We start from the raw sequence: 23895 nt of genomic DNA on the forward strand, positions 1-23895 counted from the left end.
CCGAACCCCCTGAACTCTCCCTGAACCCCTGAACTCTCCCTGAACCCCCAGCCCCCTTCCGGAGGGCGAGCGAATCCGGAGGAATCGGACACGTCGAGGAAAAGTTGACGAATCTCACACAGTGCGTGGATATTACGCCCGGAAACGGCTGGCATCCTGGGGGCGTGATCGATTCGACCGAACGCGCCCGCACCGCCGCGGGCCGACTCGCTGCTGCCGCGACCATTGCCTGCGGGCTCGTCGTGCTCTATATTCTGCGGCCTGCGGCGTCCCCGCTGGCCGTCCCCGCGGAGTTGCGCACCCTCGCCGAACCTCTCGTCGAACTGGTCGATCTCACTACCGTCCTCGCCGCGACCGTCGCACTGTCGGTCGTCGCGATGATCCGACGTCTGCCGTACGGCGTGGCCGCCGTGCTGATCGTGTCGGTCGGCGCCAACCTCACGGCCGCACTCGCCCGCAACTGGGTGCCCGACGCCCCCGCCGCATTGCTTCCGAACGGTCACGTCGTCGCGGTGACGGCCCTCTACGGGTCCGCCCTGCTCGTCTGCGCTCCCCGGTTCCGCCCGGTGCTCGCCGGACTCGGTTTCGTCGCTGTCGTGGCAGTCACGGCGGCCGCGGTGACAGTGGAGACCACCTCCCCTGCCGGCGCACTCGCCGCGATCGCGGTGAGCGTGTTCTGGTGGACCGTGGCGTCGGCGCTCATGCAGTTCTCCCCCGTGGCCGCGGAACGCGAGAGCCTGCGGCCCGACACCGCCGCAATCGCCCTCTCCCGCAGCCACAGCCACAGCCAGAGCCTCCCCTTCTGATCCCACCCCCACATACGGGTGAAGGTGGCCTTCGACCGGACAGACCGGTCGAAGGCCACCTTCACCCATTCGGAACAGGGGCAGTGGGAACAGGGGCAGTGGGGAGCCCCCGGGATCAGAGCGCCTTGAGCTCCTCGGTGACCTCTCCCACCATCTTCTTCGCATCGCCGAAGAGCATCGACGTGTTCTGTGCGAAGAAGAGCGGGTTCTCGATCCCTGCGAACCCGGAGTTCATTCCCCGCTTGAGCACGATCGTGGACTTCGACTGGTCGACGTTGAGGATCGGCATCCCGTAGATCGGGGACGACGAGTCCTCGCGCGCAGCCGGGTTCGTGACGTCGTTCGCGCCGATCACCAGGGTGACGTCGGTCCGGGCGAACTCGTCGTTGATGTCGTCCATCTCCTTCATCGCGTCGTACTCGACGTCGGCCTCGGCGAGCAGGACGTTCATGTGCCCGGGCATGCGGCCCGCGACCGGGTGGATCGCGTACTTGACCGCAACGCCCTTGTCCTCGAGCAGCTTGGCCATGTCCTTGACCGCGTGCTGAGCCTGCGCGACGGCCAGGCCGTAGCCCGGGACGACGATGACCTGGTTCGCGTACGCCATCTGGATCGCGGCGTCGGCGGCTGAGGTGGCCTTGACGGTGCGTCCCTCGTCGCTCGCGCTACCGCCGGTCGTCCCGCCGTCGCCACCGAATCCGCCGGCCACGATCGCCGGGATGGACCGGTTCATGGCCTTCGCCATGAGGTTGGTCAGGATCGAACCGGACGCGCCGACGATCATGCCGGCCACGATCATCGCCTGGTTGTCCAGCGCCAGACCGGCCGCTGCGGCGGACAGACCCGTCAACGCGTTGAGCAACGAGATGACGACGGGCATGTCGGCGCCACCGATCGGCAGCACCACCATCAGTCCGAGGACGCCGGCGAGGACCAGCACACCGACGATCCACCACTGACTCGTGGCCGCCTCCGGCGAGATCGCCTTGATGCCGATGATCACCGACAGCGCGACCGCACCGACGAGCAGCACGCCGTTGATCGGCTGCTGGGCCTTGCCGAATCCGATGGGCCGGCCCGGCAGGGTCTCCTGCAGCTTGAGGAAGGCGATCACCGATCCCCAGAAGGAGATCGAACCGATGATCGCCGCGAACAGCGATGCGACGACGATGTGCGCGGTCGGCTCCTGCCCGTGGAAATTGGTGAACCCGGACGAGTCGAGGAACTCGGCGTACGCGATCAGCGCGACGGTGCCACCACCGACACCGTTGAACAGCGCCACCAGCTGTGGCATCGCCGTCATCTTCGTCCGTAGTGCCGGGGGCACGCCGAGAGCGATACCCACGGCCAATCCGACGACGATGACGACCCAGTTCCAGGCATCGGCATCACGGATCGAGATCAGGGTCGCGGCCACCGCGATGAACATGCCGACCGCAGCGATCTGGTTGCCGCGCACGGCGGTCTTCGGGCCGGTCAGGCCCATCAGTCCGTAGATGAACAGCGAGAACGCGAGAATGTAGAGACCGTTGACCACGTATTCCATCACCGATCACCACTCTTCTCCGATGCCGCGGGAGCCGCGGGCTTCGCCTTGAACATCGCCAGCATCCGGTCGGTGACCACGAATCCACCGACGGTGTTGATGGTGCCGAACACCAGCGCGACGAACAGGACCACCTGCAGACCCCAACTCGGGTCGTGCACCTTGCCGAGCACCACCAGGGCACCGAGGACGACGATCCCGTGGATCGCGTTGGTGCCCGACATCAGTGGAGTGTGCAGCGTGTTCGGCACCTTCGAGATGACCGCGAAACCGACGAACCCGGACAGGACCAGGATCGCGATGTTCGACAGCAGTTCGGTGTACATCTAGGACTGCACCTCCTCACGAGTGACGCACGAGGCGGCGAGCACCTCGTCCGAGAAATCCGGTGCGAACCGGCCGTCGACCACCATCAGTTCGAGCAGGGCGGCGATGTTCTTCGAGTACAGCTCGGACGAGTGCTCGGGCATCGTCGCCGGCAGGTTCAACGGGGACGCGATCGTCACGTCGTGGGTGACGATCGTGCGGCCCGGGTCGGTGAGCTCGCAGTTGCCGCCGGTCTCGCCGGCCAGATCGACGACCACGCTGCCCGGCTTCATCCCCTCGACCGCCGCGGCGGTGACGAGAATCGGTGCCCGGCGTCCGGGCACCAGCGCGGTCGTGATGACCACGTCGAAGCCCGTGATCGCGTCCTCGAGCGCCTGCTGCTGCCGTACCTTCTCGTCGTCGGTGAGCTCGCGGGCGTACCCGCCCTCACCGGCCGCGTCGATACCGAGATCCAGCCACTGCGCTCCCACCGACCGAACCTGGTCGGCGACCTCCGGACGCACGTCGTACCCGGTGGTGCGACCGCCGAGCCGCTTCGCGGTCGCCAGTGCCTGCAATCCGGCGACGCCGACACCCAGTACCAGGACCGTCGCCGGCTTGACCGTGCCCGCGGCCGTGGTGAGCATCGGGAAGAACCGGGTCGATTCCATCGCCGCGAGCAGAACGGCCTTGTAGCCGGCCACGTTGGCCTGGGACGACAGGGCGTCCATCGACTGGGCGCGCGAGATCCGCGGAATCGCCTCCACCGCGAACGCCTGTACTCCCGCCGACGCCAGTGCGCCGACCTGGTTGGTCTCGTTGCGTGGCGCCAGGAATCCGATGTAGCTCTGTCCCGATCGCAGGCGTGTGACCTCGGCGTCCGACGGCGGCGCCACCTTGACCACGATGTCGGCCGCCCACGCGTCCCCGATCGACGCACCTTCCTTCTCGTACGCCGAATCCGGAATCAGCGCCGCCTCACCAGCTCCTGCTTCGACGACGACGTCGAAACCCTTGCCGATCAGCGAACCGGCGACCTTCGGGACCAGCGCAACCCGGCGTTCGCCGTCGTCCGTCTCGCGGACCACGCCGACCACCGGACGCGGTACCGCCGCGCTCTCGGTTGTCTCCATGTATCGACTTTCTCGAGTAGTTCGGATGCCGCTGGAACCCAGCGGATGAGCGGGAATCAGCACACTCCCCCTCGGATGAATGGATGATGATAACCAGACCGATCGTGACGGAGGGAACACTCGTGCGGCCGCTACGAGGGGTGAATCGAGAAAGAAGACCTCGAACTCACAGCGTGACGGCCAGGCGTGTGAGTCCCCTCACAGCGCCCGTCGGACCTCGAAAAGACGGGTGGACGGAGGTTTCGCATGAGTACGGATCGCAGTGACGCCCTCCCGCCCGACGCCGGCGAGGTGGTTGTCGAACGGGTCTACGACCATCCCGTGGACACCGGCGAGGGCTTCCGGGTCTTCGTGGATCGACTGTGGCCCCGCGGGCTCCGCAAGGATGCCTTCCATTTCGACGAATGGGCCAAGGATCTGGCACCGTCCACCCCACTCAGACACTGGTACTCCCACGACGTCGCTCTCTACAGCGAATTCCGGGAGCGTTATCGCGCCGAACTCGGCTCGGCGGAGGCCCGCGCCGCCACCGACCGGATCCGCACACTCGCCGACGGGCGGCCACTCGTGCTGCTCACCGCGACCCGCGACGTCGAGCACAGCAATGCCGAGGTTCTGGCCGAGTACCTGAGGGAGCATTGACCACGCACCGACGTACTGACCTGCCGATCCACGGGAACCCGGAAATCCGATGCGGCCCACCGCAGCTCGACGCCACGCTCGAACTCGCCCGGGAATATGACGTGGCGCACACCCGAGTGCCGGTACGGCTAGGGTGGGCAGCCACGGCCCCTCCACCCGAAGGATGCAGCTGATGAGTCCGAACGATCGCGGAGTCACCGCCGAACGAGAAATCGTGCTCCCCGCCCTCTACGAACAGTGGAGTGTGCTCACCGAATTCCTGGCAGGAGTGTCCGGGGACGCCTGGTTCACACCGACCGCACTGCCCGGCTGGACGGTGCACGACATCACCGCACACCTGATCGGCACGGAGTCGATGCTCGCCGGGGTGGCGGCACCGCACACGGACATCGACGTGCATGCCCTCCCCCACGTACGCAACGAGATCGGCGCCTTCAACGAACGCTGGGTGGAGGGGCTGCGTGGCCGACCCGGCACAGAGATGGTCGACCTGTTCCGCGACGTCGTCGAGCGCCGCCGGACCGCACTCGACGCGATGTCCGACGAGGAGCTCTCGGCAACCACGGCCACCCCGGTGGGGCCCGCACCGTACCTGCGGTTCATGCGGATAAGAGTGTTCGACTGCTGGATGCACGAACTGGATCTGCGTGATGCGCTCGGCCGCCCGGGCACCGAGGACGGGCCTCGCGCAGCCGTCGCCTTCGAGGAAGTCCTCGGCGCGCTGGGTTTCGTGGTGGGAAAGAGGGCGAAGGCGCCCGCTGGATCCTCGGTGACGTTCGAGTTGACCGGACCTGCTCCGCGCACCGTTCACGTGGCCGTGGACGAGCGAGCGTCCGTGGTCGAGGAACTGCCTGCACCGGCGACGACCACTCTGCGGCTGGGCCGGGGGTTGTTCATCCGTCTGGCGGGAGGCCGGGTACGGGGTGTCGACCATTCCGACGAGATCGAGGTGACCGGCGACGTCCGGCTCGGCAAGCAGGTCGTCGACAACCTCGCCTTCACCATCTGACTCGTGCGGCTGTTCCTCGCTTCGTATCGATTCGGCCCGGCTCCCGCCACGTTCACCGAGTTCCTCCCGGCACCTGCCAGGATCGCGGTGATCGCCGCGGCAACCGACGCCTGGCCGGAAGCTGCTCGTCGGTCCGCGGTGACCAGTGATCTCGTTCCCCTCACCCGGCTCGGGTACGCCGCCGAGGAGCTGGACCTGCGCGAGTACGCGGCGGATCCGGGAGGGGTGGCGAATCGGCTCGCCGACTGTGACGGAGTCTGGGTCCGCGGCGGGAACACCTTCGTGCTCCGGGCGCAGTTGGCCAGGAGCGCAGCGGATGTGGTGCTCACGGACCTGCTCGGCGAGGGCCGGCTCGCGTATGCGGGCTACAGTGCGGGCGCCTGCGTCGCGGGACCGACGCTGCGCGGACTCGAGAGCGCGGACGATCCCTCGGAAGTGCGTGCTGCCTGCGCGATGACACCGCGCTGGGACGGACTCGGGTGGATCGATGTCGCGATCGTTCCGCACGCACCACGATCGTCGGGTACGAGGCAGGAACTCACGGTGAACCTGGAGGACGCCGACAGTGTTCGCGCCACCGCCAGGTCCCTGACGAAGGCGGCCGTCCCCTACCTGACGCTCACCGACGACCAGGTGGTGATCGTCGAGGACGGGACGCGACGCGTCGTCGGGGGAATCGACTCGCCCTGACCGGAGCGCGGCACGGCCCGCCCGGCCGCAGATCGTGGCTAGCCGAAAACGGCGACGGGACCGGCCGGGATGGGAGCGACCCGGTCCAGGGCGGCCCAGGTGACCTCGCATCGACGGGCGGTGACCTCGTCGGCCTCGGCGAGCAGCAGATCCAGCAGAAGTCGCGGGGCACGCCGCCACTCGGCCTCGAGCACGTCGATCTCCGTCCGGGTGAGCAACCCGGTTCCCTCGAGCACTTCCACCCAGTCGCCGAAATCGCCGCTGTGGATCCGCTCGATGGCGTCGTAGGCGGGGCCACCGTCGAGGAATTCGTAGGAGAAGATGGCGGACAGATACGCGCTGTGTTGCGTCGAGGAAGCGTTCATCGTGCGGGTCCTTCCGTGGTTGTCGCCGCAGGCACCGGGGCCGAGAATGGTGCCGATTCCACATTCTGAGAAACCTCGAATGGGTCCGTAACACCTCACCGCTGCCTGACGATGTATGACGCTAACCCGGCATGATCGAAATTGCAGCACCTAGCCGATACGATCTGGTAACAGAGTGACTTGTGGGGCTCGAGAGATAGTTGTTTCAAGGCATTTCACAATGCTCGAGACAACTCACAACGCCGAGACCCGCCCTCGCGCCGGGTGCGACGTCAGTTGAAGCCCATCACCTCGTCGCCCCACGCCACGCGCAGGTCGTGATCCGGGTCGGAGACGACCGAATCGACACGGTCGATCAGCAGGGTCGAGCGAGACTCGTCGTCGTAGCGGAGCCAGTGCCGGGAGCCGTCCAACGCGGCCGGCACCGCGTGATGTGCGAACGCCAGCCATCGGCGCTGGATACGACCGGCCACGTCGAGGGCCGACTTGCGCCCGCCCAACCAGAACGTGGGGTCGACGTCGAGAGTGCCGAAGTTGCCGAAGACGTACGGCAGCTCCGTCGCGTGCCCGGCACCGATCCGGGCCGCACGCAGCACCGGCGTCGCGTGGTCGAAGCGATACATCCAGGTCGGTGAGTGGCGGCTGTGCGCGTCGGCCACCCACAGCGCCGGCATCCGGAACGCCGCATCCCGCGACACCGCGAGCGCACCGCTCGACTTCTCCCGGTCCGGGTATGCGGCGATGATCTCGGCCAGGCGCTCGTGCGGGAGTTCCGGATGATCGGCGGCGAGCGCCTCGAGCATCGCCTGCACCGAATCGCTCGTCACCGGAAGCAGCGGTGACTTCATGAACTTGAAGATCGACGCCTCGTCCTTGTTCGTCCCGATGATCAGCGGAATCCGGTGCGAATACCCCTTCTGGAAAGCCGCGACCGGATACCGCGGGAGGAACTCACGATCGACGACGGGAGCCATGGCCAGCGTGCCGGGGATGCGGGTGGGCACCTCGTCGACCAGCGTGTCGCTGGCGGCGACGATCTCCTCCACCGGCAGCTCACGGACCGTCGCGATCTCGTCGGGAGTCAAGTGCAGGATGTCCAGGAACCGGCCGGCCACGGTCGCTGCCCGCTCCGCGCCGTACACCGAGGTGGCGGGCGGGCTCTGGGCGATCGCCCGGTGGAAGAGCCCGGCCGCCGACGGGCAGGTCATCAACGTGGTGATCGATCCCGCACCGGACGATTCTCCGAACAGGGTCACCGCGTCCGGATCTCCACCGAAGGCAGCGATGTTCTCGCGCACCCACTCGAGCGCCGCCACCTGATCGCGCAAGCCACAGTTGGCGTCGAACGTGCGCTCCTCGGTCGAGAAGGACGAGAGGTCGAGGAAGCCGAGCGCACCGACGCGATAGTTCATCGTCACGAGCACGACGTCACCGGTCTCGACGAGATGGCGCCCGTCGTAGATCGCCTGCGCCGACGAGCCGAGGCAGTACGCACCGCCGTGAATCCACACCATCACCGGCTCGAGTCCACCCGCCGCGGAAGGGGGCGCCCACACGTTCAGGGACAGGCAGTCCTCGTCCGTCTGCAGTTCGGGATCGATGGGGACCCCGGAGTTGTGCCCCTGCGGAGCGATGGGCCCGAAGGCGCCGCACTCACGCACCCCGTCCCACGGCTCCCGTGGCTGCGGTGCCCGGAACCGCCGGGGGCCCACCGGCGGCGCGGCGTACGGAATGCCCTTCCAAGCATAGGTGTCGCCGTCGACTCGGCCACGCACCGCACCCCGTGTCGTGTGCACCACGAGGGACACCGTTTCCGTCGTCTCTCCCACGTCCGGCCTCCTCACGCAGCGAGCCTGTCGCCAACGTACCAACCCGGCGGTGTTATCGTCGGCGTGTTCTGACACGGGGTGCTCCGCACGGGCGGGGCTGAGATCACACCCGGGAACCTGCTCAGGTAATGCTGACGAAGGGATGTCAAGGCGATGACTGCGCCGACTGGTGCCGCCGTGGCCGGAGGATCCTCCTCCGGTGCGGGGCACATCGACAACACCGAACGATTCACCGACCACCTGTGGCGGGAGACCGCCGCTCTCCGTGCGTCGATCGACGACATGGAGTTCCTGCGCCGACTGGGCGACGGCACGCTGCCGCTCGACGTCTTCCGCACCTACATGGAGCAGGATCTGCTCTACCTGACCGGCTATGCGAAGGCCCTGGCACTGGTCGCCGCCACATCTCCCGATCCTGTCGCGTCCGGGTTCTGGGCCGGGGCCGCAGCGAGCGCGACCTCGGTGGAGGCCTCGCTGCACCAGGATCTGCTCGGGAGCGACGCGCTCCCGCCCGCCGCAACGGAGCCGGAGCATTCTCGGGCCTGCCTCGGGTACGTCTCGTACCTGATCGCCACGGCCGCCACCGAGTCGTACGCCGTCGCGGCCGCCGCGGTGCTGCCGTGCTTCTGGATCTACGCCGACGTCGGCCGTCGGCTCGCGGCCGAGGCGGAGCAGGTACTCGCCCGCGACCCGCGACACCCCTACGCGCGCTGGGTGACGACCTACGACGACCCCGCGTTCCACGACGCGGTCTCGACCGCCAGGTCGCTGGTGGACGACGCCGCCGCAGTTGCCACCGACGCCGAGAGAGCCGCGATGACCGCGGCGTTCACGACGGCGAGTCGGTACGAGTTCCTCTTCTGGGACACCGCCCTGCACCCGCAGCCGTGGCCGGCATGAGCGGGGCAGGCGCCGTCACGGCGCGACACCGGCGGCGTCTCGTGGCGTTGATCGCACTCGTCTCGGCGGCACTGACCGCCGTCACCGGTTGCGCCGCGTCCGGCTCGGAAAACACCGTCCGCTTCGCCCTGGACTGGACCCCGAACACGAACCACACCGGCCTCTACGTGGCCATCGCCGAGGGCTACTTCGCGGATGCCGGGATCGACGTGGAGATCCTGCCGTACAACGACACCGCCCCGGACACGCTCGTCGATTCCGGCAACGCCGAATTCGGCGTCAGCTTCCACGGATCGTCGACCTTCGCCAAGGCGGCAGGGGCGAACACCGTCTCCGTGCTCGCGCCGCTGCAGCGGTGGGCGACGGCGATCGGGGTACGCGCCGACTCGGACGTCACGCGGCCGAGCGAACTCGACGGCACGACGTACGCCGGATTCGGGAATCCGGACGGCGAAGCGGTGCTCCGCCAGGTGATCCGCAACGACGGTGGTGCCGGCGAGTTCGAGACGGTGACCCTGGGTACCTCCGCGTACGAGGCGGTGTACTCCGGAACGGCCGACTTCACCGTGTCGTTCTTCGCCTGGGAGGGAATCGAAGCCGAGCATCGAGGCACCCCGATGCGCTACTTCGAGTACACCGACTACGGGTTCCCCGAATCCTATGCGATTCTGATCGACGCGAACCGCGACTGGCTGGACGAGAACCCCGACCGGGCAAGGTCTTTCGTCCAGGCACTACAACGTGGCTACGAGTACGCGGCGGACCACCCGGACGAGGCGGCGCAGATCCTCGTCGATTCCGCGCCCGGCGCGTTCCCCGACGAGGAACTCGTCCGGGAGAGTCAGCGGATGCTCGCCGAGAGGTACATGCGAGACGCGAACGGCGCGGTGGGCGGTCAGACGCTGGAGCAGTGGCGCGGCTTCTCGAAGTTCCTCTACGACTCCGGCCTGCTGACCGGCCCGGACGGCAACGCGCTGACCGAGGAACCGGATTGGTCGACGTACTTCACCGATGAGTACCTCCACTGACACGACGCCGGATTCCGGCCGCGCCGCCGAGCGGGAGACCGGCTCGGCGGCGGTCGGGCTGATCCGGCGGGTCCTGCCCGCGACGGTGGTCGTCGCCGTGCTGCTCGGAGTCTGGCAGCTCTACGTGACGGTGAGCGGCATCCGCCCCCAGGTTCTTCCTTCACCCCTCCGCGTCGTCCGTCAGGGGTGGCAGGCGCGTGAGGTGATCGCCGGACACGCCGCGGCGACACTGCAGGTGACGGTGGCGGGCTTCGCCGTCTCGCTCGTCTGCGCCTGGCTCCTGGCGATCGCGGTCGACTTCTCTCCGTGGCTGCGCCGGGCGTTCGTCCCACTGTTCGTGGTGTCCCAGACACTCCCGATCATCGCGATCGCCCCACTGATGATCATCTGGTTCGGCTTCGGTCTCCTGCCGAAGATCCTGGTGATCGCGCTCGTGACGTTCTTCCCGATGACGGTCGGCCTGATCGAGGGGTTCGCCTCCGCCCCACGGGAAGCGGGTGCCCTGCTGCGCAGCATGGGCGCGTCGCGATGGCAGGAGTTCCGGTACGTCCGCTTGCCGTCGGCAATGCCGCGGTTCTTCACGTCGCTGCGCATCGGCATCACCTACGCGGTCGTCGGGGCGGTGTTCGCCGAGTACGTCGGCGCCACTTCGGGACTCGGCATCTACATGGCCACGCAGAAGAACTCCTTCCGTACCGACCTGGTGCTGGCGGCTGTGGTGGTCACGGCAGTCGTGTCGGTGACGCTGTACCTGGCCACCTTCGCCGTCGAACGCCTCGTCACGCCGTGGGTTCGGGAACAGAGGTATCGCAATGACTGACACCGGAACACACCCCGGTCCCGTGACTGCCGCACGTCCTGGCGCACTGCCCGTCGAGGTCACGGCTCTGCGCAAGTCGTTCGGCACGCGCAGGGTGCTGGACGGAGTCTCCTTCGCCGCGCGGGCAGGAGAATTCGTCTCGGTGATCGGGCCCAGCGGCTGTGGGAAGAGCACCGTCTTCAATACCCTCGCCGGCCTCGAATCCGCGGATTCCGGGGCGGTGACGATCGGTGGTGAACCCGCCGACGGCCGTTCGTCCTGCGCGTACATGCCACAGAAGGACCTGCTGTTTCCGTGGCGGACGGTTCTCGACAACACCACGCTGGGCCTCGAGGTCCAGGGTGTGTCGAGAAGGCAGGCACGCGAGCGGGCGCGGGAGCTGTTCCCCGCCTTCGGTCTCTCCGGATTCGAGGATGCGCGTCCGTCACAGCTGTCCGGCGGGATGCGCCAGCGGGCAGCGCTGCTGCGCACGGTGGTGCAGGATCGCCCGATCCTGCTGCTGGACGAGCCCTTCGGCGCCCTCGATTCACTCACCCGCACGGACATGCAGACGTGGCTGCTCGAGGTGTGGCAGAAGTACCGCTGGACCGCCCTGATGATCACCCACGACATCCGGGAGGCGCTGTACCTGTCGGATCGCGTGATCGTCTTGTCCGCGCGGCCGGCGTCCGTGCGCTGCGAGATGGTGGTGGATCTGCCTCGGCCTCGTGAACTGTCGGTGACGACCTCGTCGGAGTTCGTGCGCCTCGAAGGCGAACTGCTCGCGGTGTTGCACGACGAATCGCGCCGCGCACGCGCCGCTTCCCTCTGACGGCCGATCTCGAATCGGTAACCCGAAGGTCGCCGAGCTGGGCGGATCTCGTCGCCAAGTCTCTATCGAGTCACAGCGGGGTTCCCATCGAAGGACGGGCGGTAGCGTCCGGATCCGACGGACCGATGTACGAAATACGCCGGCCGATCGGTGTGTTGATTCGAGAAGACCCGCCGGGTGCGCGCAACGGAGCGCGCGGACGAAGGGAAGCTGCGATGACCACCGCTCCACTCCTGCGCCCCGAATCCGCGCCGCTCGTTCGCGAGGAGGTCGACGGGGTCAGCTTCCAGTCCCGGATTCTCGCGGAATCCCTGCGTCACACGGTCAAGCCGTTCCTGGAGGCCTGGGCCCGGCATCCTCAACTCCCCTGGCCCGCCGGGCTGGTGGACTACCTCGGAACCTCCCTGGCGCCCGTTCGCGGTACCCGACGCGAGACCGTCCGCCTCCCGCAGGTCGGGGCGGAGTTGATCACCCCTCCGTCGCTCGGCAAGAACCCCGAGGCAACGGCCCCCGAGCGCGCCATCCTCTACCTGCACGGCGGCGCGTTCATCTGTTGCGGAGTCCGCTCGCACCGGCAGATGGTCTCCCGCATCGCCGCGGCCTCGGGAGCGCGCATCCTCAACGTGGGCTACCGGATGATCCCGCGCAACCCCATCCGCGCGGCCGTCGACGACGGGATCGACGGCTACCGCTGGCTCCTCGACCACGGCTACCCGGCCGAACGGATCGTCATGATGGGCGATTCGGCAGGGGGCTTCCTCACGTTCATGGTGGCGATGGAGGCGGTCGCCCGCGGCCTGCCGCGGCCCGCGGGAACCGCGGCGCTCTCGCCCCTGACCGACCTCGACCCCGCGGGAAAGCTCGCACATGCCAACGCGGACCGATGCGCCGTGTTCCCCCGGCGCGCGGTCGGCGCACTCACCGACGTCATCGCCCGGGTCGACACCCGACTCGGCGGCGACCCGTCCGCGTCACCGGTGGACGGGGTTCTCACCGGTCTGCCTCCGACGCTGATCCAGACCGGGTCCGAGGAGATGATCTACGCCGACGCCGAACTCATGGCGCAGCGCCTGGCCGAGGCCGGGGTGCACTGCCGCCTCCAGGTCTGGGAGCGCCAGGTACACGTCTTCCAGGCCGCAGCCGGACTCGTGCCCGAGGGCACGGGTGCCATCCGGGAGGTCGGCCGCTTCGTTCGTTCCGCGACGAAGTCCGCCGACGGGGCGGACACCGCATCCTCGCAGGTCGACAGTCCGTCGTCTCGGTCGCGGCGAGGTCGCCGGGCACCGCGGGCATCGACCCTCTAAGGTGGATCCACCACGACGCCGACCGAGCTGGTTCCCCCACCGGCCGGATCGGTGGCCGCAGCGCCGTCCCGGACGGCAGCCTCGACCTTCGGACGACGACGGGTAGCCATGAAAGACAAGACGGTCATGATCGGCGCGCTGACACTTGCGAGCCTCTTCGTCACCTCGGGCCTCGCCGTCGGTGCCGGCGGCGGCGTGTTCGGTCGCGACGACGTCTACGTCCCACCGCCGCCGCTGGCAACCGCCGATCTCCAGCAGGGGGACTCCTACACCGCCGAACCCGTCACCCGCGCGGTCGTCGTCCCACCCTCGCCGACGTGGCGGGTCGCGGACGTGACCGCTCCGCGTCCACAACCGACCTTTGCCGCCGTGGACGCGGTCGCCGCCGAGTTGCCGACACCCGAACCTCCTCCCGGTCCCGCCGAGCCCCCGGCCCCCGAGCCCCCGGCAGTGGAGCAGGCGACCGTGGAGCCCGTCGCTCCCACCACCGTGACGATCCCGCCGTCGCCACCTGCCGAGCCACCCGTCGCCCAGGCGCCCGTCGCACCCGCACCTCCCGCCGACCCTGTACCTCCCGCCGCCCCTGTACCTTCCGCCGCCCCTGCGCCCCCCGTGGCCACGGCACCTCCGGTCGCCGCCGAACGCCCGCCCCAGCCCCCTGCGGTCACGACGACCACGACCACTCGGCCCGTCGTCACGATGCCCCCGATCACCACTCGGCCCCGCTGAGGCCCGTCACTCCCACACCCGGGGCCGCCGGTATGGTGTGTGCGTTGCCGGATTGGGGGGATCCATTCCGGGCTCGCGACGTCCGTGGATGGAGGCAGTGGTGGCCGGAGCATTCGACACCGAGAATTTCCGAGCGTCCCGTTGGGATCATGCGTCGATCACGGATGCGCTCCGTGCGGTCGATCCGGTCGAGGCCGAGCGGATCGCCACGGTGTGGCGCACTCTCGGCTCCCGGTACGACGCCGCGATGGCGGCATTCGCCGCATCGGTCGACTCCGCGGGTGCGGGCGGATGGAGCGGCCCGGCTGCCGATTCCGTGAGATCCGCGGTGTCCAGGCACGTCAGCGACTCGCTCGATGCGAGCACCGGCTTCGCCACGATGTCCACCGCCGTGTCCGGGGTCGCGAGCGCCGCGGAGTCCGCCCGGGCGTCGGTCGGGGATCCGGTACCGGTACCCGACGACTGGACCTCGGTGCTGCCCTGGAACTGGTCACGTCCGGAGGAGGCGGCTGCCGCGGAACAGGCCGCCCGCTCCACCATGGAATCGGTCTTCGGCCCTGCGCTCACTGCGGCGGCACAGAGCACGCCGGATTTCGCCGCGCCGGCGTCGGTGCCGGACACGTCGACCCGATCCGCCGGCTTCGACGTCGGCCCCAACGGGATTCACGCGGTTCCGTCCGTGTCCCAGGCCTCCCCCGAGTCCGGTGCCGTCCTCTCGGCGCCCGCCGATGCCCCGGCCCCGGCCCCCCGCTCGGCGGATGCGTACGGCTCCGCACTCGCGACCGGCGCGATCGCCGGGGCGCTCGGCGGCGGAATGGCCCAGTACGCGGGGCGCGTCGTCGCAGCACACCGCGCGGAGGCCACCGAACAGTCGGCGGATCAGGCAGTGGACCAGCTGCTGTTCTCCGACACCGAGGACGCACTCGCCGACGATCCCGACTCGGTGCTCGAAACCATCGATGCGGACAGCCCCCTGGTCGGTGAGCTTCCGCGGGTGGCTCCCCCGGTGATCGGGGAGTAGCAGGTGGGTCACTGGGGCCTGACCGCCGATCAGTTCGCCGCTCTCTGGCACGGCACCGGGCAGGATCGTCTGCCCTACCCGGTCCGGGTGGTCAGCGACGCCCTGACGGCCGCCGAGTACGAGACGTGCCGCCGCGTGGACCGCGAGCGATTCGGCGGTCCCGCGCACGATCTGCTCGAGGCTGCCCTGTTGATCCTCGCCGAACCCGAACTTCGGATCGAAGTCGCCGGACGGTACGGACCGGACCGGGTGCCGATCCGGATGCTCGGAGCGATGAGCCGAGGCCACGGTGTCGTCGCCGTGCAGCAACCCGATGTCGACGGGCGCTCGGGACCCGTGGTGTTGCGCGGGTGCGAACCGTACGACCTCGTCCGGCAGCTGGTCTCCCAGATCCCCGACGTCGACGCGGGCGGTGCGCGACCGGTGGCGGTCCCCCGTCGCGGGTCGTCTCCCGCCGGAGCCACCCGCGGTGCGCAGGACGATGCCCACGTCCGCCGCGAGTTCGAGGCCGTCGTGAACCGTCCGGACTTCGGCCAGGGGGTGGTCACGGTGGTGCGGGGCTCCCGTCTGTCCGGCCGCCGCGTCGGTGGGGCGGCGTGGCGGGACATCGTGGGCGACGGCCGCTACCTGGTGTTCGGGGAATCGACGGTCACGGTCCGGCCCGGCACGGCCTGGGACCTGCTCGCCGGGATCACCGCGGTCGTCGGCGAGGTACCCGCGGGGCAGGCACGCTGACACATTCTGTCGGCCGACGACGATACGGTTTCTACGAAGGGGGTGCGATGAACAACGACCACAGCTCCGATATGCCGGAAATGCCCGAGTTCGACCTCGATCGCAGCGTCGCGTTCGCCTGGGCGTCGTTCCAACGTCGGCTGGCCGACCACGTCGCCGCGATGCTCGACAACGACGTTCTGCTCCTCGAAACCGGCTTCGACACCGAACCACAGGCCCCGGGAGTCCTGCCGTGCGTGCAGTTCCTGGTCTGGGACGGCAACATCGTGCGCTGCGAGGTTCCGTCCAACGCCTTCCTGGACCGTACCCGCGCGCTGTCCCGCTCCGATGAGCGAAAACTGCTCGACCTGGGCTGGAATCCGCCGACCCCTTCCCCGGGGGAGGATGCTCCCCGCGAGTCCGTGGTCAACGGATCACCTGCGTTCCATGTGGACCACCACCGCTCGTGGTCGGCCCACCTCGCCGCGATGGCAGTCTCCGCCTTCCGCGACGTCTGGGGCGTGACACACCCGTCGTTCCTCCGCAGCGAAGGGCGCGGCAGCACCTTCGTGGTCCGGGAGGCGGAGGTCCTGCCCTCTCTCGACCCGTCGCTGGCCGTCGAGCCCCTCGACCACGACCACCTCCACGATCTCGTCACCCGCACCCTGATTCCCGCTCTGGGCCTGCTCCCCGAACGCGATTCGGACGGCGACGTCCCGATCCGGGTCGGCTCCGCGATCATGTTCGTCGGACCGCTCGCCGGCACCGTCGACATCCAGGTGTTCGCCCCACTGGTCCACACCATCAGCGACCGGACACGGGCCGCCGAGGTCACCGCCGACCTCAACCGCCGCTGGTCACGGATCAAGTTCCTCCTGCTCGACGACCGCCTCACCGCACTGCTCGTGGTGTCCGGAAATCCGTTCGTCCCGCGCCACCTCACGGATGCCGTGGAGATGTTCTCCACCTTCCTCGAGACGGTCGATGCCTCGCTCGCGCACCGGCTCGGCGGCACGCCCTACTTCCTGCACGAAGACGCCCGGGAGGCGCCGGGACGATCCCGACTGCGCGCCACCGATCTCCCGGACGAACTCACCGAGTTGTTCCGTGTGGATCCGGGCTGCTCCGGCGCGCTGGACGGCGCTGCGGTCGCGGCCATCTGCGGCGGCGACCGGGACCGCATCCTGCAGGTGCTGCAGATCGGCAACGAGTGGGTCGCCCAGCACCGTCGAGACGCCAGCGAGGCCAGTGCCCGGGGAGACGAGTTCGAGGCGGAAGCCATCGACAGCCTCGGCGACGCCTGGGAGAACGTGGTCTCGAATCTGCGTACTGCACTGCGCCTGGTGGCACCCCGACCGGACACTTCCGGGGAACTCCCTCGCGGCGAACAGCCGGGCCTGTTCAGCAGCCCGGGCGAGCCGACGCTGTTCGACGACCCGTCACCGTGATTCCCCGGCCGCGATCTCGCGACCGGGGAGGAATCCACGGTGCCCATCGACTAGGTTGAGTGCATGAGTTCAGTCGAGAAGCGGCGGGTCGCCTTCGTCCAGGCAACCTGGCACCGGAACATCGTCGACCAGGCGCGGAACGGATTCACGGACGAGATGCTCTCGCTCGGATACAGCCGTGATTCGCTGGACTTCTTCGAGGTCCCCGGCGCATTCGAAATCCCGTTGCATGCACGGCGGTTGGCCGCCACCGGCCGCTACGACGGCATCGTCGCGGCCGGGCTGGTCGTGGACGGGGGCATCTACCGGCACGAGTTCGTGGCCGGTGCCGTCATCGACGGGCTCATGCGGGTCCAACTCGACACCGACATCCCCGTCTTCTCGGTGGTCCTCACGCCGCATCACTTCCATGAGCACGACGAGCACATCCGGTACTTCACGGAGCACTTCGTGAAGAAGGGCGCCGAGGCCGCACGTGCGTGCGACGCAACGCTGACCGCCCTGCACGAACTGCCCCACTGAGCGGAGCCGGCGGCGGCGAAGGCGTCGGAGACACCCCGGGGTCAGCGACGTCGGGCGCGGGTCTGCCGATACTGGTAGGCCAGAAACCAGCACACGGGCGCGCCGACCACGGCGACGAGGGTGGCGAACACCCGTAACGCCACCATGTCGCTCCCGAAGGGTGCGATCACCAGGAGCACGGTGAAGAACACCGCCGAGAGTATCCGCCAGTGCGCCCGGCCCACGGCGGCGAGCGGAGCCACCACCGGACGCAGTATCGAACGGGCCACCCGTGCAGCGGGTTCCAGTCGACGGAGGAGCGACCGCGATTCGGCGGGGTCCGGTGGAGCATCGGCCGGCGCCGTATCGGCGGCAGCCCTCGAGCGTGCCGCTTCGACGACGGCGCGGGCCTGATCGTTGGCCGGTTCCGCGGTACCGGAAGCGTCGATCTCGAACAGCGCGATACCGACCGAATCGGCGTAGGAGTACGCGTCGTCGTCGTAGCCCCTGCCCGAGAAGAACAGCAGATCGCGCCGGCCGAGGCCCCGCGCACCGTAGAGGCGCTCGACGTCGTGCGCGGTCGCAGATTTACCGCGCCAACAGACGACGGCGTACGCACCCGACGAGTACACGTCGATGCCCCCACCCGCTCCGCCGAACAACGGTGTGGCGTCCGAGTACCCCCACTCGCGCATCCGTTCGGCCGCAGTGGTTTCGGCCTCGACAATGGTGCGAATGCGCATGGTTCCTCGTGCCCACCCTTCGTTGTCCGCCCAGCCCCGCGATCACGGGACCCCGGTGAGCGTCCGCTGTGGAAACTCCCTGCACACAACGGTACACACGGTAGCGGACATGCAGGTGGCGGCAGGCGCAGCCCGGGACCCGGTCAGTCGGTCCGGGTGCCCGTGCCGGGAAGACGCGGTGGCGGCGAGCCCTTGGGCAGCTCCGGCCCGACGGCGACGAGCGCACCCGGTGCGCGACCGCCACCCCATCCGATCCGCTCCCGGTAGCTGCCGAGGAGAGGCAGCGGCAGCGCCGCGTCACCGACCGGCGCCACATCCGGAGCCACGTAGATGGCGTCGGCGGGGCAGTACGCCTCACACATGAAGCAGGTCTGGCAGTCGGATTGCCGCGCGATCACCGGGACACCCGACGTGGTGCGATCGAGCACGTTGGTCGGGCAGACGTCGACACACTTGTCGCACTCGATGCAGGGCTCCGCCAGGAGGAGTTCGATCACGAGGCCGCTCGCAGTGCCGGTGCCGGTGCCGAACTCGCGGGCGTGGAGGTGGCCTCGCGGGTGCCGGTCCAGACGGTGCCGAGGCCGCCGGTCAACACGTGCCGATGCTGTCCGGGGTCCTGGTCCGGGTAGTCCGCGCGCTTGCTCATCCCCCGCGTCTCCGTACGTGCGAGTGTGGAGTGATACATCCACCTGCCGACGGCGGTGATCGCGGCGGCCTGCCGCGCCCGGATCCGCTCGTCTCCGCTGCTGCCACCGAGACCGGAGGCCAGGGCGGTCCACAGGTTCTCGAGCTCGCCGAGGGCGGGCCGGAGGCGAGCGCCGTCGCGCAGATAATTCTTCTCGTACGGGATCAGTTCGGCCTGCGCCGCGGCGACCACCGCTGCGGCATCGAGAACGGGGCGACTCGTGGGCCGGAGGCCGACGGTACCCGTACGTCGTACCTCGGGTGCGGCGACGGTGTGGCGCTGATCGCGGGCGAACCGCGCCGCACCCTCGCCGGCCCAGGTCCCGGACGACATCGCCCACGCCGCGTTGTGGCTACCGCCGCCGGTGAATCCACCGCAGATCCGTTCCCGGGTGGCCGCGTCCCCCGCCGCGTACAAGCCGGGAACGGTGGTCGAGCAGTCGTCGCCGAGGACGTCGATCCCTCCGGTGCCTCGCACGGTGCCCTCGGCGAGCAGGTCGACCTCGAAACGGTCGGTGAACGGATCGATGCCACGGCGGTCGAACTGGAGGAAGAAGTTGGGCTGGCCGAGGCGCATCTTCGCCTGTACGTCGGAGTCGGCGCGATCGAGTTGCGCGTACACGGGCTCGGTGAGCAGGGTGCGTGCGATGACGGACCTTCCTGCCGTGGACCCGGCGCCTTCCAGGACCCGTCCGTCCGCGTGGAAGAACGTCGCATACGAGTAGTAGGCCGTCTTGGTGATCGTCGATCCCGCGGGGACGATCCCGTAGGCGTTGGAGAACTCCATCCCGGAGAAGCGTGCACCGACCTCGGCTGCCATCAGTGCGCCGTCCCCGGTGTCGACGTTGGTTCCGAGCGCGCGGGACAGGAATGCACAACCACCGCTGGCGAGCACGACGGCTCCCGCGGTGATCGTGTAGTCGCGGTCCTCCTGCCGCTGGTGGCCCGCGGCTCCGCGCACCACCCCGTCCTCGTCGACGAGCAGTTCCAGCGCGGGAGAGTGATCGAGGATACGGACACCGGCGCGCCGGATCCACGCGCGCATGCGACGCATGTACTCGGGCCCCTGAACGCCGGTACGGACCGGAAGCCCGGTCTCCGGGTCGATCGGGAACGGGTAGCGCCCCTCGGTCCCCAGGAGGTTCATGTTCTCCCAGGTCTGCTCGAGAACGCGATCCATCCAGTGGTGGTCGGCGAGGAACCCGCCGAGCGCCTCGCGTCCCGCCTTGGCCTTTGCCCGGAGTGCCGGGTCCGGGGCCACGTACCAGACGCCGGTACCTGCCGGCGCCGTGGCGCCGCTGGTCCCGCAGTACCCCTTGTCGACGAGGACGACCTCCGCGCCCTGCCGACGAGCCCGCAGCGCAGCCCACGTTCCCGCCGGGCCTCCACCGATCACGAGGACGTCGGTGTCCAGTTCCAACGGGTCGGACATGGGGGCTCCTGTCGGCAGGGGAACATACGGTTCGCTCCGCCAGCATCGCGAAATACGCTGGTAGCCACCACAGTCAGAATCAGCGTGAACGGAACGCGGTCAAAATCCCGCCTTCGCGTAGTCCCCGCTGAGCCAGTGCTGCGGCTGCATCCGGATGATCAGCGCGCGATCGTCGAACATCTGCTCGAGATAGGGATCGACCGCGTCCGCGGGGAGATAGCGCTCCACCATCGGGCGTACGTCCGCGAGGGACGGGGACTCGACGAAGGTCGCCGGGCCCTCGACACCGACGTACTTGTAGGGCAGTTCCTCCTGCTGCGCGACGAGACTGAACTGGCCCGCCTCCCGAATGAGTTTCTCCTTGACCGTTCCGTGTTCGGTCCACACCCACACGTCCTCCCCCGGCGTGTAGGCGTACCAGATCGGAACGGTGAGCGGTGCCCGCCCGGCGCGTGCCACCGAGAGCACCCCGACGTGCAGTCCGGCGAGGAATTCTTCACGTTCGGCACGGGTCATCGTGGTTGTCGACATGGGTTCCTTCCCTACAGTGGCTGTATCTCCCGTACACGCGCCGGCGTCGACCGCCGACATCCGTCACGGCTACGGGCCGTTCGACGAGGGCGTCGGAATGGCCTGGCTGGCCGAGAATCTGGCCTCGTCGTCGGACACGAGCCCGAAGGAGACCAGCGAACGCGGGGCGACGACATCGGTGAGGTACGCCAGCCCGACCGCCCAGCGATTGACTCCTCGCGGCAGGGCGAGGAGATGATAGGCGCGGGCAACGGCCTTCGCAGGCAGCCCGGACAGGTACACGCCCATCGGGTTCGCCACCGCGAACCCGGGCCCGAGGTCCACGACGAGCCCCAGGTTCCGGTGCCGGTACGCTTTCGCGGTCCCGATCCCGATGCTGGCGAGAGCGTTGCGCGCCAATGCCTTTCCCTGCCGGACGGCGTGCTGCGCGGTGGGCGGTGTGACATCCCCTGAGTCGGCGGTGAGATCGGGCACCGCGGCGGCGTCTCCCCCGGCGAAGACGTCGGCACGGCCCGGCACGGTGAGATCGGGCCGCACCTTCAGCCGTCCCCCCTCCGTCGGCAACCCCAGCGTCTCGATCAACGGGCTCGCAGTCACACCTGCGACCCACACGACGGTGCGGGTCGGCACCGTCGTCCCGTCGGTGAGGACCACGTGGTCGTCGGCGACACTCTCGAGCGTCGTCTCGAGCCGGACGTCGATACCGCGTCTGCGCAGCACGTCCAGCACCTTGCCACTGAGCTTGTCGCCGACCTCCGGCATCACCTGCGCGGACGTGTCGAGCAACACGAACCGGACCTCGGTCGGGTCGAATCCGCGCTGACGGGCCACCTCGTCGGCCAGTGCACGCATCTGCGACACGAGTTCGGCGCCGGCGTAGGAGGCGCCGACCACGACGACGGTGCGTCGCTGCCGGATCACCTCCGAGTCGGTCTCGCGCCCGGCCAGTTCCAGCTGACCGATCAGCTGGTCGCGCAGGTAGAGCGCCTCGGTCGTCGTCTTGAGGCCACGAGCGTGGTCGGCCAGCCCCGGAATGTCGAACAGCCGGGTCACCGAGCCCGGGGTGAGCACGAGTCGGTCCCAGCCGAGCGTCTCGGTCTCACCGCTCCGGGACGTCAGGTGCAGCGACCTCGCCTCGAGATCGACACCGTCCACCCTCCCGGTGACCAGGTCCACCCCGGGCAGGCTGTTGGCGAGGGGCACCGCGACGAATCTCGGGTCCAACAGCCCTCCGGCGACCTCGGGGAGCAGCGGCGTGTACAGCATGTAGTCGTCGGCGGACACCAGGGTCACCGACACGTCCACGCCGGCCTTCCTCGCACCCCGCACCAGGTGTCGTGCGCATTCGAAGCCGGCGAATCCTCCTCCGACGACGACGATCCTCGGTACCGATCGTTCGGTCACGAACACTCCTTCCTGCCGGTCTCTCCGTCGTGCGGCCTGTGCTGCCTCAGCGTTTCGACGTGCGCCGCAACCGGATGTTGGCGAACTCACCGAGCCCCCATTTGCCGAGTTCGCGACCGAACCCGGACCGTTTGACACCGCCGAAGGGCAAGCCCGGGAGCGTCGTACCGTGCTCGTTCACGTACGCCATACCGACCTCGAGACGGTCGGCGACCTCCTGCGCGGCGTCCAGGTCGGTGCCCCACACCGAGCCGCTCAGGCCGAAGTCGGAATCGTTGGCGAGTTGCACCGCCTCGTCGACGGAATCGACGCGGTACACGACGGCGACGGGCCCGAAGATCTCCTCCCGGTAGGCGTCCATGTCCGGCGTGACGCCGGTGAGGACCGCCGGGCGCATGAAGGCGCCGTCGCCGGGCAGCGGGTCCCCGCCGGTGTGCAGGGTCGCGCCCTGCTCCACCGCGCGCTGCACCTGCTCGACCACGGTGTCTCGTGCCGAGGTCGAGGAGAGCGGACCCACTCCGGTATCGGGCTCGGCCGGGTCACCGACGGTGGCCGATTCGAACGTCTCGGTCACCCCGCGCACGAAGTCGTCGTAGTACTCGCCCGGCACGATGAATCGCTTCGGTGAGTTGCACGCCTGCCCGGTGTTGGACAGCCGGGCCTTCGCGGCCGTGGTCGCGAGCGCGCCGATGTCGTCGCTGTCCAGCACGATGAACGCATCGGACCCGCCGAGTTCGAGCACCGCCTTGGTGAGGTTGCGGCCCGCCGTCTCGGCCACGGAGGCGCCGGCACGCTCGCTGCCGGTGAGAGAGATGCCCTGGATCCGGGGGTCGGCGATCATCTCCGCGATCTGATCGGTCGAGGCGAAGACGTTGATGTAGGCATCGGCGGGCAGTCCGGCCTCGTGCAGCAGTCCCTCCATGAGCTGCGCCGACGCCGGACAGATCCCGGCGTGCTTGAGGATCACCGTGTTGCCGAGCATCAGGTTGGGCGCCGCGAACCGGGCCACCTGGTAGTACGGGTAGTTCCAGGGCATCACCCCGACGAGTGGCCCCACGGGTTCGAGCTGGACGACGGATTCGAGGGCACCCTGGACGTCGAGTTGCTCGGTGGTGAGCAGGTCCGGGCCGTGCTCGGAATACCAGCGGTAGATCGCCGCGGCGAGCTGGACCTCACCGAGAGCCTCCTTGTGGCGCTTGCCCATTTCGGTGGTGATGGATCGGGCGAGTTCCTCGGCGCGCTGCTCGTACAGATCCGCGGTACGGGCCAGGATCGCGGCACGCTGCTGCGGATCGGTCGCTCGATAGCGCTGGTACTCGGCACTGCTGCGGGACAGCACGTCCTCGACGCCCGTGTCGTCGAGGGTCGGGAAACGACGCTCCTCGCGTCCGGTGGCAGGGTTGACGGTCGCGTAAGTGGTCATGCCTCTCCAGCGTAGGCATCACACCTGCCCGTGCCACGGAATCAGCCATAGTCGACCGAACGGTCACCTCGTGGGC

The 23895-nt window shown here is 68.9% G+C and carries 25 protein-coding genes and 1 riboswitch; of the genes, 14 read left to right on the forward strand and 11 right to left on the reverse strand.

Going from position 1 to position 23895, the window contains the following annotated elements:
* The first annotated feature begins 164 nt into the window (after positions 1–164).
* Positions 165–806: a hypothetical protein gene (locus G4H71_RS02735; protein ID WP_072736904.1), complete on the forward strand. Its 642-nt coding sequence runs from the start codon at positions 165–167 to the stop codon at positions 804–806.
* A 115-nt stretch (positions 807–921) separates the two neighbouring features.
* On the opposite strand, the gene G4H71_RS02740 is transcribed toward G4H71_RS02735, so the two are convergent.
* The 3 genes from G4H71_RS02740 to G4H71_RS02750 are packed head-to-tail and all read right to left on the reverse strand — an operon-like array spanning position 922 to position 3791.
* Complete coding sequence (locus G4H71_RS02740) at positions 922–2352, reverse strand: NAD(P)(+) transhydrogenase (Re/Si-specific) subunit beta (protein WP_072736903.1); 1431 nt, start codon at positions 2350–2352, stop codon at positions 922–924.
* A complete protein-coding gene (locus G4H71_RS02745; protein ID WP_072736902.1) occupies positions 2352–2678 on the reverse strand; it encodes an NAD(P) transhydrogenase subunit alpha part 2 in 327 nt (108 codons plus the stop codon). The genes G4H71_RS02740 and G4H71_RS02745 overlap by 1 nt, the downstream gene beginning before the upstream one ends.
* The gene (locus G4H71_RS02750) at positions 2679–3791 is read right to left on the reverse strand and encodes an NAD(P) transhydrogenase subunit alpha (protein WP_072736901.1); all 1113 of its coding nucleotides are present in this window, start codon (positions 3789–3791) and stop codon (positions 2679–2681) included.
* A 246-nt stretch (positions 3792–4037) separates the two neighbouring features.
* Here G4H71_RS02750 and G4H71_RS02755 point away from each other — a divergent pair, with 246 nt between their 5' ends.
* From G4H71_RS02755 to G4H71_RS02765, 3 genes are all read left to right on the forward strand, one after another.
* Complete coding sequence (locus G4H71_RS02755; RefSeq protein WP_072736900.1) at positions 4038–4433, forward strand: DUF488 domain-containing protein; 396 nt, start codon at positions 4038–4040, stop codon at positions 4431–4433.
* Positions 4434–4605: 172 nt separating this feature from the next.
* Positions 4606–5442, forward strand: coding sequence for a maleylpyruvate isomerase family mycothiol-dependent enzyme (locus G4H71_RS02760; RefSeq protein WP_072736990.1), 837 nt, complete (start codon positions 4606–4608; stop codon positions 5440–5442).
* A 3-nt stretch (positions 5443–5445) separates the two neighbouring features.
* On the forward strand, positions 5446–6132 hold the full coding sequence (locus tag G4H71_RS02765) for a Type 1 glutamine amidotransferase-like domain-containing protein (RefSeq protein ID WP_072736899.1): 687 nt from the start codon (positions 5446–5448) through the stop codon (positions 6130–6132).
* A 38-nt stretch (positions 6133–6170) separates the two neighbouring features.
* Here the strand turns inward: G4H71_RS02765 and G4H71_RS02770 are convergent, their stop codons facing one another.
* The gene (locus G4H71_RS02770; RefSeq protein ID WP_072736898.1) at positions 6171–6497 is read right to left on the reverse strand and encodes a hypothetical protein; all 327 of its coding nucleotides are present in this window, start codon (positions 6495–6497) and stop codon (positions 6171–6173) included.
* A 272-nt stretch (positions 6498–6769) separates the two neighbouring features.
* The gene (locus G4H71_RS02775; RefSeq protein WP_246442613.1) at positions 6770–8326 is read right to left on the reverse strand and encodes a carboxylesterase/lipase family protein; all 1557 of its coding nucleotides are present in this window, start codon (positions 8324–8326) and stop codon (positions 6770–6772) included.
* A 64-nt stretch (positions 8327–8390) separates the two neighbouring features.
* A riboswitch (TPP riboswitch) is annotated at positions 8391–8486 on the forward strand.
* Here G4H71_RS02775 and G4H71_RS02780 point away from each other — a divergent pair.
* The 10 genes from G4H71_RS02780 (at position 8480) to G4H71_RS02825 (ending at position 17623) form a co-directional block, all read left to right on the forward strand.
* Positions 8480–9226 carry a TenA family protein gene (locus tag G4H71_RS02780; RefSeq protein WP_083343184.1) on the forward strand — a complete coding sequence of 249 codons (747 nt, stop codon included), beginning with the start codon at positions 8480–8482 and terminating at the stop codon, positions 9224–9226. It overlaps the preceding riboswitch by 7 nt.
* The gene (locus tag G4H71_RS02785; RefSeq protein WP_072736989.1) at positions 9223–10254 is read left to right on the forward strand and encodes an ABC transporter substrate-binding protein; all 1032 of its coding nucleotides are present in this window, start codon (positions 9223–9225) and stop codon (positions 10252–10254) included. The genes G4H71_RS02780 and G4H71_RS02785 overlap by 4 nt, the downstream gene beginning before the upstream one ends.
* The gene (locus G4H71_RS02790; RefSeq protein ID WP_083343169.1) at positions 10238–11074 is read left to right on the forward strand and encodes an ABC transporter permease; all 837 of its coding nucleotides are present in this window, start codon (positions 10238–10240) and stop codon (positions 11072–11074) included. Before G4H71_RS02785 ends, G4H71_RS02790 begins: the two co-directional genes overlap by 17 nt.
* Positions 11067–11885: an ABC transporter ATP-binding protein gene (locus G4H71_RS02795; RefSeq protein WP_072736896.1), complete on the forward strand. Its 819-nt coding sequence runs from the start codon at positions 11067–11069 to the stop codon at positions 11883–11885. Before G4H71_RS02790 ends, G4H71_RS02795 begins: the two co-directional genes overlap by 8 nt.
* A gap of 215 nt (positions 11886–12100) precedes the next feature.
* Entirely contained in the window at positions 12101–13189 is a 1089-nt protein-coding gene (locus G4H71_RS02800; RefSeq protein ID WP_072736895.1) for an alpha/beta hydrolase, read from the forward strand.
* 108 nt (positions 13190–13297) lie between these two features.
* The gene (locus tag G4H71_RS02805; RefSeq protein WP_072736894.1) at positions 13298–13918 is read left to right on the forward strand and encodes a hypothetical protein; all 621 of its coding nucleotides are present in this window, start codon (positions 13298–13300) and stop codon (positions 13916–13918) included.
* A 100-nt stretch (positions 13919–14018) separates the two neighbouring features.
* Positions 14019–14939, forward strand: coding sequence for a PPE domain-containing protein (locus G4H71_RS02810; protein WP_139183290.1), 921 nt, complete (start codon positions 14019–14021; stop codon positions 14937–14939).
* Between the two features lie 3 nt (positions 14940–14942).
* Complete coding sequence (locus G4H71_RS02815; protein ID WP_072736892.1) at positions 14943–15674, forward strand: ESX secretion-associated protein EspG; 732 nt, start codon at positions 14943–14945, stop codon at positions 15672–15674.
* A gap of 47 nt (positions 15675–15721) precedes the next feature.
* On the forward strand, positions 15722–17101 hold the full coding sequence (locus tag G4H71_RS02820) for a T3SS (YopN, CesT) and YbjN peptide-binding chaperone 1 (protein WP_246442611.1): 1380 nt from the start codon (positions 15722–15724) through the stop codon (positions 17099–17101).
* Positions 17102–17164: 63 nt separating this feature from the next.
* Positions 17165–17623 (forward strand): 6,7-dimethyl-8-ribityllumazine synthase, encoded by a 459-nt coding sequence (locus tag G4H71_RS02825; RefSeq protein WP_072736891.1) that lies wholly within the window; start codon positions 17165–17167, stop codon positions 17621–17623.
* A gap of 41 nt (positions 17624–17664) precedes the next feature.
* On the opposite strand, the gene G4H71_RS02830 is transcribed toward G4H71_RS02825, so the two are convergent.
* The 6 genes from G4H71_RS02830 to G4H71_RS02855 all read right to left on the reverse strand — a co-directional run bounded on the left by G4H71_RS02830 (position 17665) and on the right by G4H71_RS02855 (position 23819).
* The gene (locus G4H71_RS02830) at positions 17665–18345 is read right to left on the reverse strand and encodes a hypothetical protein (protein WP_072736890.1); all 681 of its coding nucleotides are present in this window, start codon (positions 18343–18345) and stop codon (positions 17665–17667) included.
* Between the two features lie 143 nt (positions 18346–18488).
* Positions 18489–18842 carry a 4Fe-4S dicluster domain-containing protein gene (locus G4H71_RS02835; RefSeq protein ID WP_072736889.1) on the reverse strand — a complete coding sequence of 118 codons (354 nt, stop codon included), beginning with the start codon at positions 18840–18842 and terminating at the stop codon, positions 18489–18491.
* A complete protein-coding gene (locus tag G4H71_RS02840) occupies positions 18839–20461 on the reverse strand; it encodes an FAD-dependent oxidoreductase (RefSeq protein ID WP_072736888.1) in 1623 nt (540 codons plus the stop codon). Before G4H71_RS02840 ends, G4H71_RS02835 begins: the two co-directional genes overlap by 4 nt.
* Positions 20462–20560: 99 nt before the next feature.
* Positions 20561–20992 (reverse strand): pyridoxamine 5'-phosphate oxidase family protein, encoded by a 432-nt coding sequence (locus tag G4H71_RS02845; protein ID WP_072736887.1) that lies wholly within the window; start codon positions 20990–20992, stop codon positions 20561–20563.
* Positions 20993–21061: 69 nt separating this feature from the next.
* Positions 21062–22396, reverse strand: a complete 1335-nt coding sequence (locus G4H71_RS02850) for an NAD(P)/FAD-dependent oxidoreductase (RefSeq protein WP_083343185.1) — start codon at positions 22394–22396, stop codon at positions 21062–21064.
* 46 nt (positions 22397–22442) lie between these two features.
* Complete coding sequence (locus G4H71_RS02855; RefSeq protein WP_072736886.1) at positions 22443–23819, reverse strand: NAD-dependent succinate-semialdehyde dehydrogenase; 1377 nt, start codon at positions 23817–23819, stop codon at positions 22443–22445.
* Positions 23820–23895 lie beyond the last annotated feature (76 nt).

This window comes from Rhodococcus triatomae, from assembly GCF_014217785.1.
Classification (GTDB): Bacteria; Actinomycetota; Actinomycetes; order Mycobacteriales; family Mycobacteriaceae; genus Rhodococcus_F; species Rhodococcus_F triatomae.

What these genes read in the sequence shown, in the direction of transcription:
- G4H71_RS02740 (WP_072736903.1), bottom strand. Translation starts at nt 2,352, where the DNA reads ATGGAATACGTGGTCAACGGTCTCTACATTCTCGCGTTCTCGCTGTTC.
- G4H71_RS02745 (WP_072736902.1), bottom strand. Translation starts at nt 2,678, where the DNA reads ATGTACACCGAACTGCTGTCGAACATCGCGATCCTGGTCCTGTCCGGG.
- G4H71_RS02750 (WP_072736901.1), bottom strand. Translation starts at nt 3,791, where the DNA reads ATGGAGACAACCGAGAGCGCGGCGGTACCGCGTCCGGTGGTCGGCGTG.
- G4H71_RS02755 (WP_072736900.1), top strand. Translation starts at nt 4,038, where the DNA reads ATGAGTACGGATCGCAGTGACGCCCTCCCGCCCGACGCCGGCGAGGTG.
- G4H71_RS02760 (WP_072736990.1), top strand. Translation starts at nt 4,606, where the DNA reads ATGAGTCCGAACGATCGCGGAGTCACCGCCGAACGAGAAATCGTGCTC.
- G4H71_RS02770 (WP_072736898.1), bottom strand. Translation starts at nt 6,497, where the DNA reads ATGAACGCTTCCTCGACGCAACACAGCGCGTATCTGTCCGCCATCTTC.
- G4H71_RS02780 (WP_083343184.1), top strand. Translation starts at nt 8,480, where the DNA reads ATGACTGCGCCGACTGGTGCCGCCGTGGCCGGAGGATCCTCCTCCGGT.
- G4H71_RS02785 (WP_072736989.1), top strand. Translation starts at nt 9,223, where the DNA reads ATGAGCGGGGCAGGCGCCGTCACGGCGCGACACCGGCGGCGTCTCGTG.
- G4H71_RS02790 (WP_083343169.1), top strand. Translation starts at nt 10,238, where the DNA reads ATGAGTACCTCCACTGACACGACGCCGGATTCCGGCCGCGCCGCCGAG.
- G4H71_RS02795 (WP_072736896.1), top strand. Translation starts at nt 11,067, where the DNA reads ATGACTGACACCGGAACACACCCCGGTCCCGTGACTGCCGCACGTCCT.
- G4H71_RS02800 (WP_072736895.1), top strand. Translation starts at nt 12,101, where the DNA reads ATGACCACCGCTCCACTCCTGCGCCCCGAATCCGCGCCGCTCGTTCGC.
- G4H71_RS02805 (WP_072736894.1), top strand. Translation starts at nt 13,298, where the DNA reads ATGAAAGACAAGACGGTCATGATCGGCGCGCTGACACTTGCGAGCCTC.
- G4H71_RS02820 (WP_246442611.1), top strand. Translation starts at nt 15,722, where the DNA reads ATGAACAACGACCACAGCTCCGATATGCCGGAAATGCCCGAGTTCGAC.
- G4H71_RS02825 (WP_072736891.1), top strand. Translation starts at nt 17,165, where the DNA reads ATGAGTTCAGTCGAGAAGCGGCGGGTCGCCTTCGTCCAGGCAACCTGG.
- G4H71_RS02830 (WP_072736890.1), bottom strand. Translation starts at nt 18,345, where the DNA reads ATGCGCATTCGCACCATTGTCGAGGCCGAAACCACTGCGGCCGAACGG.
- G4H71_RS02840 (WP_072736888.1), bottom strand. Translation starts at nt 20,461, where the DNA reads ATGTCCGACCCGTTGGAACTGGACACCGACGTCCTCGTGATCGGTGGA.
- G4H71_RS02845 (WP_072736887.1), bottom strand. Translation starts at nt 20,992, where the DNA reads ATGTCGACAACCACGATGACCCGTGCCGAACGTGAAGAATTCCTCGCC.
- G4H71_RS02855 (WP_072736886.1), bottom strand. Translation starts at nt 23,819, where the DNA reads ATGACCACTTACGCGACCGTCAACCCTGCCACCGGACGCGAGGAGCGT.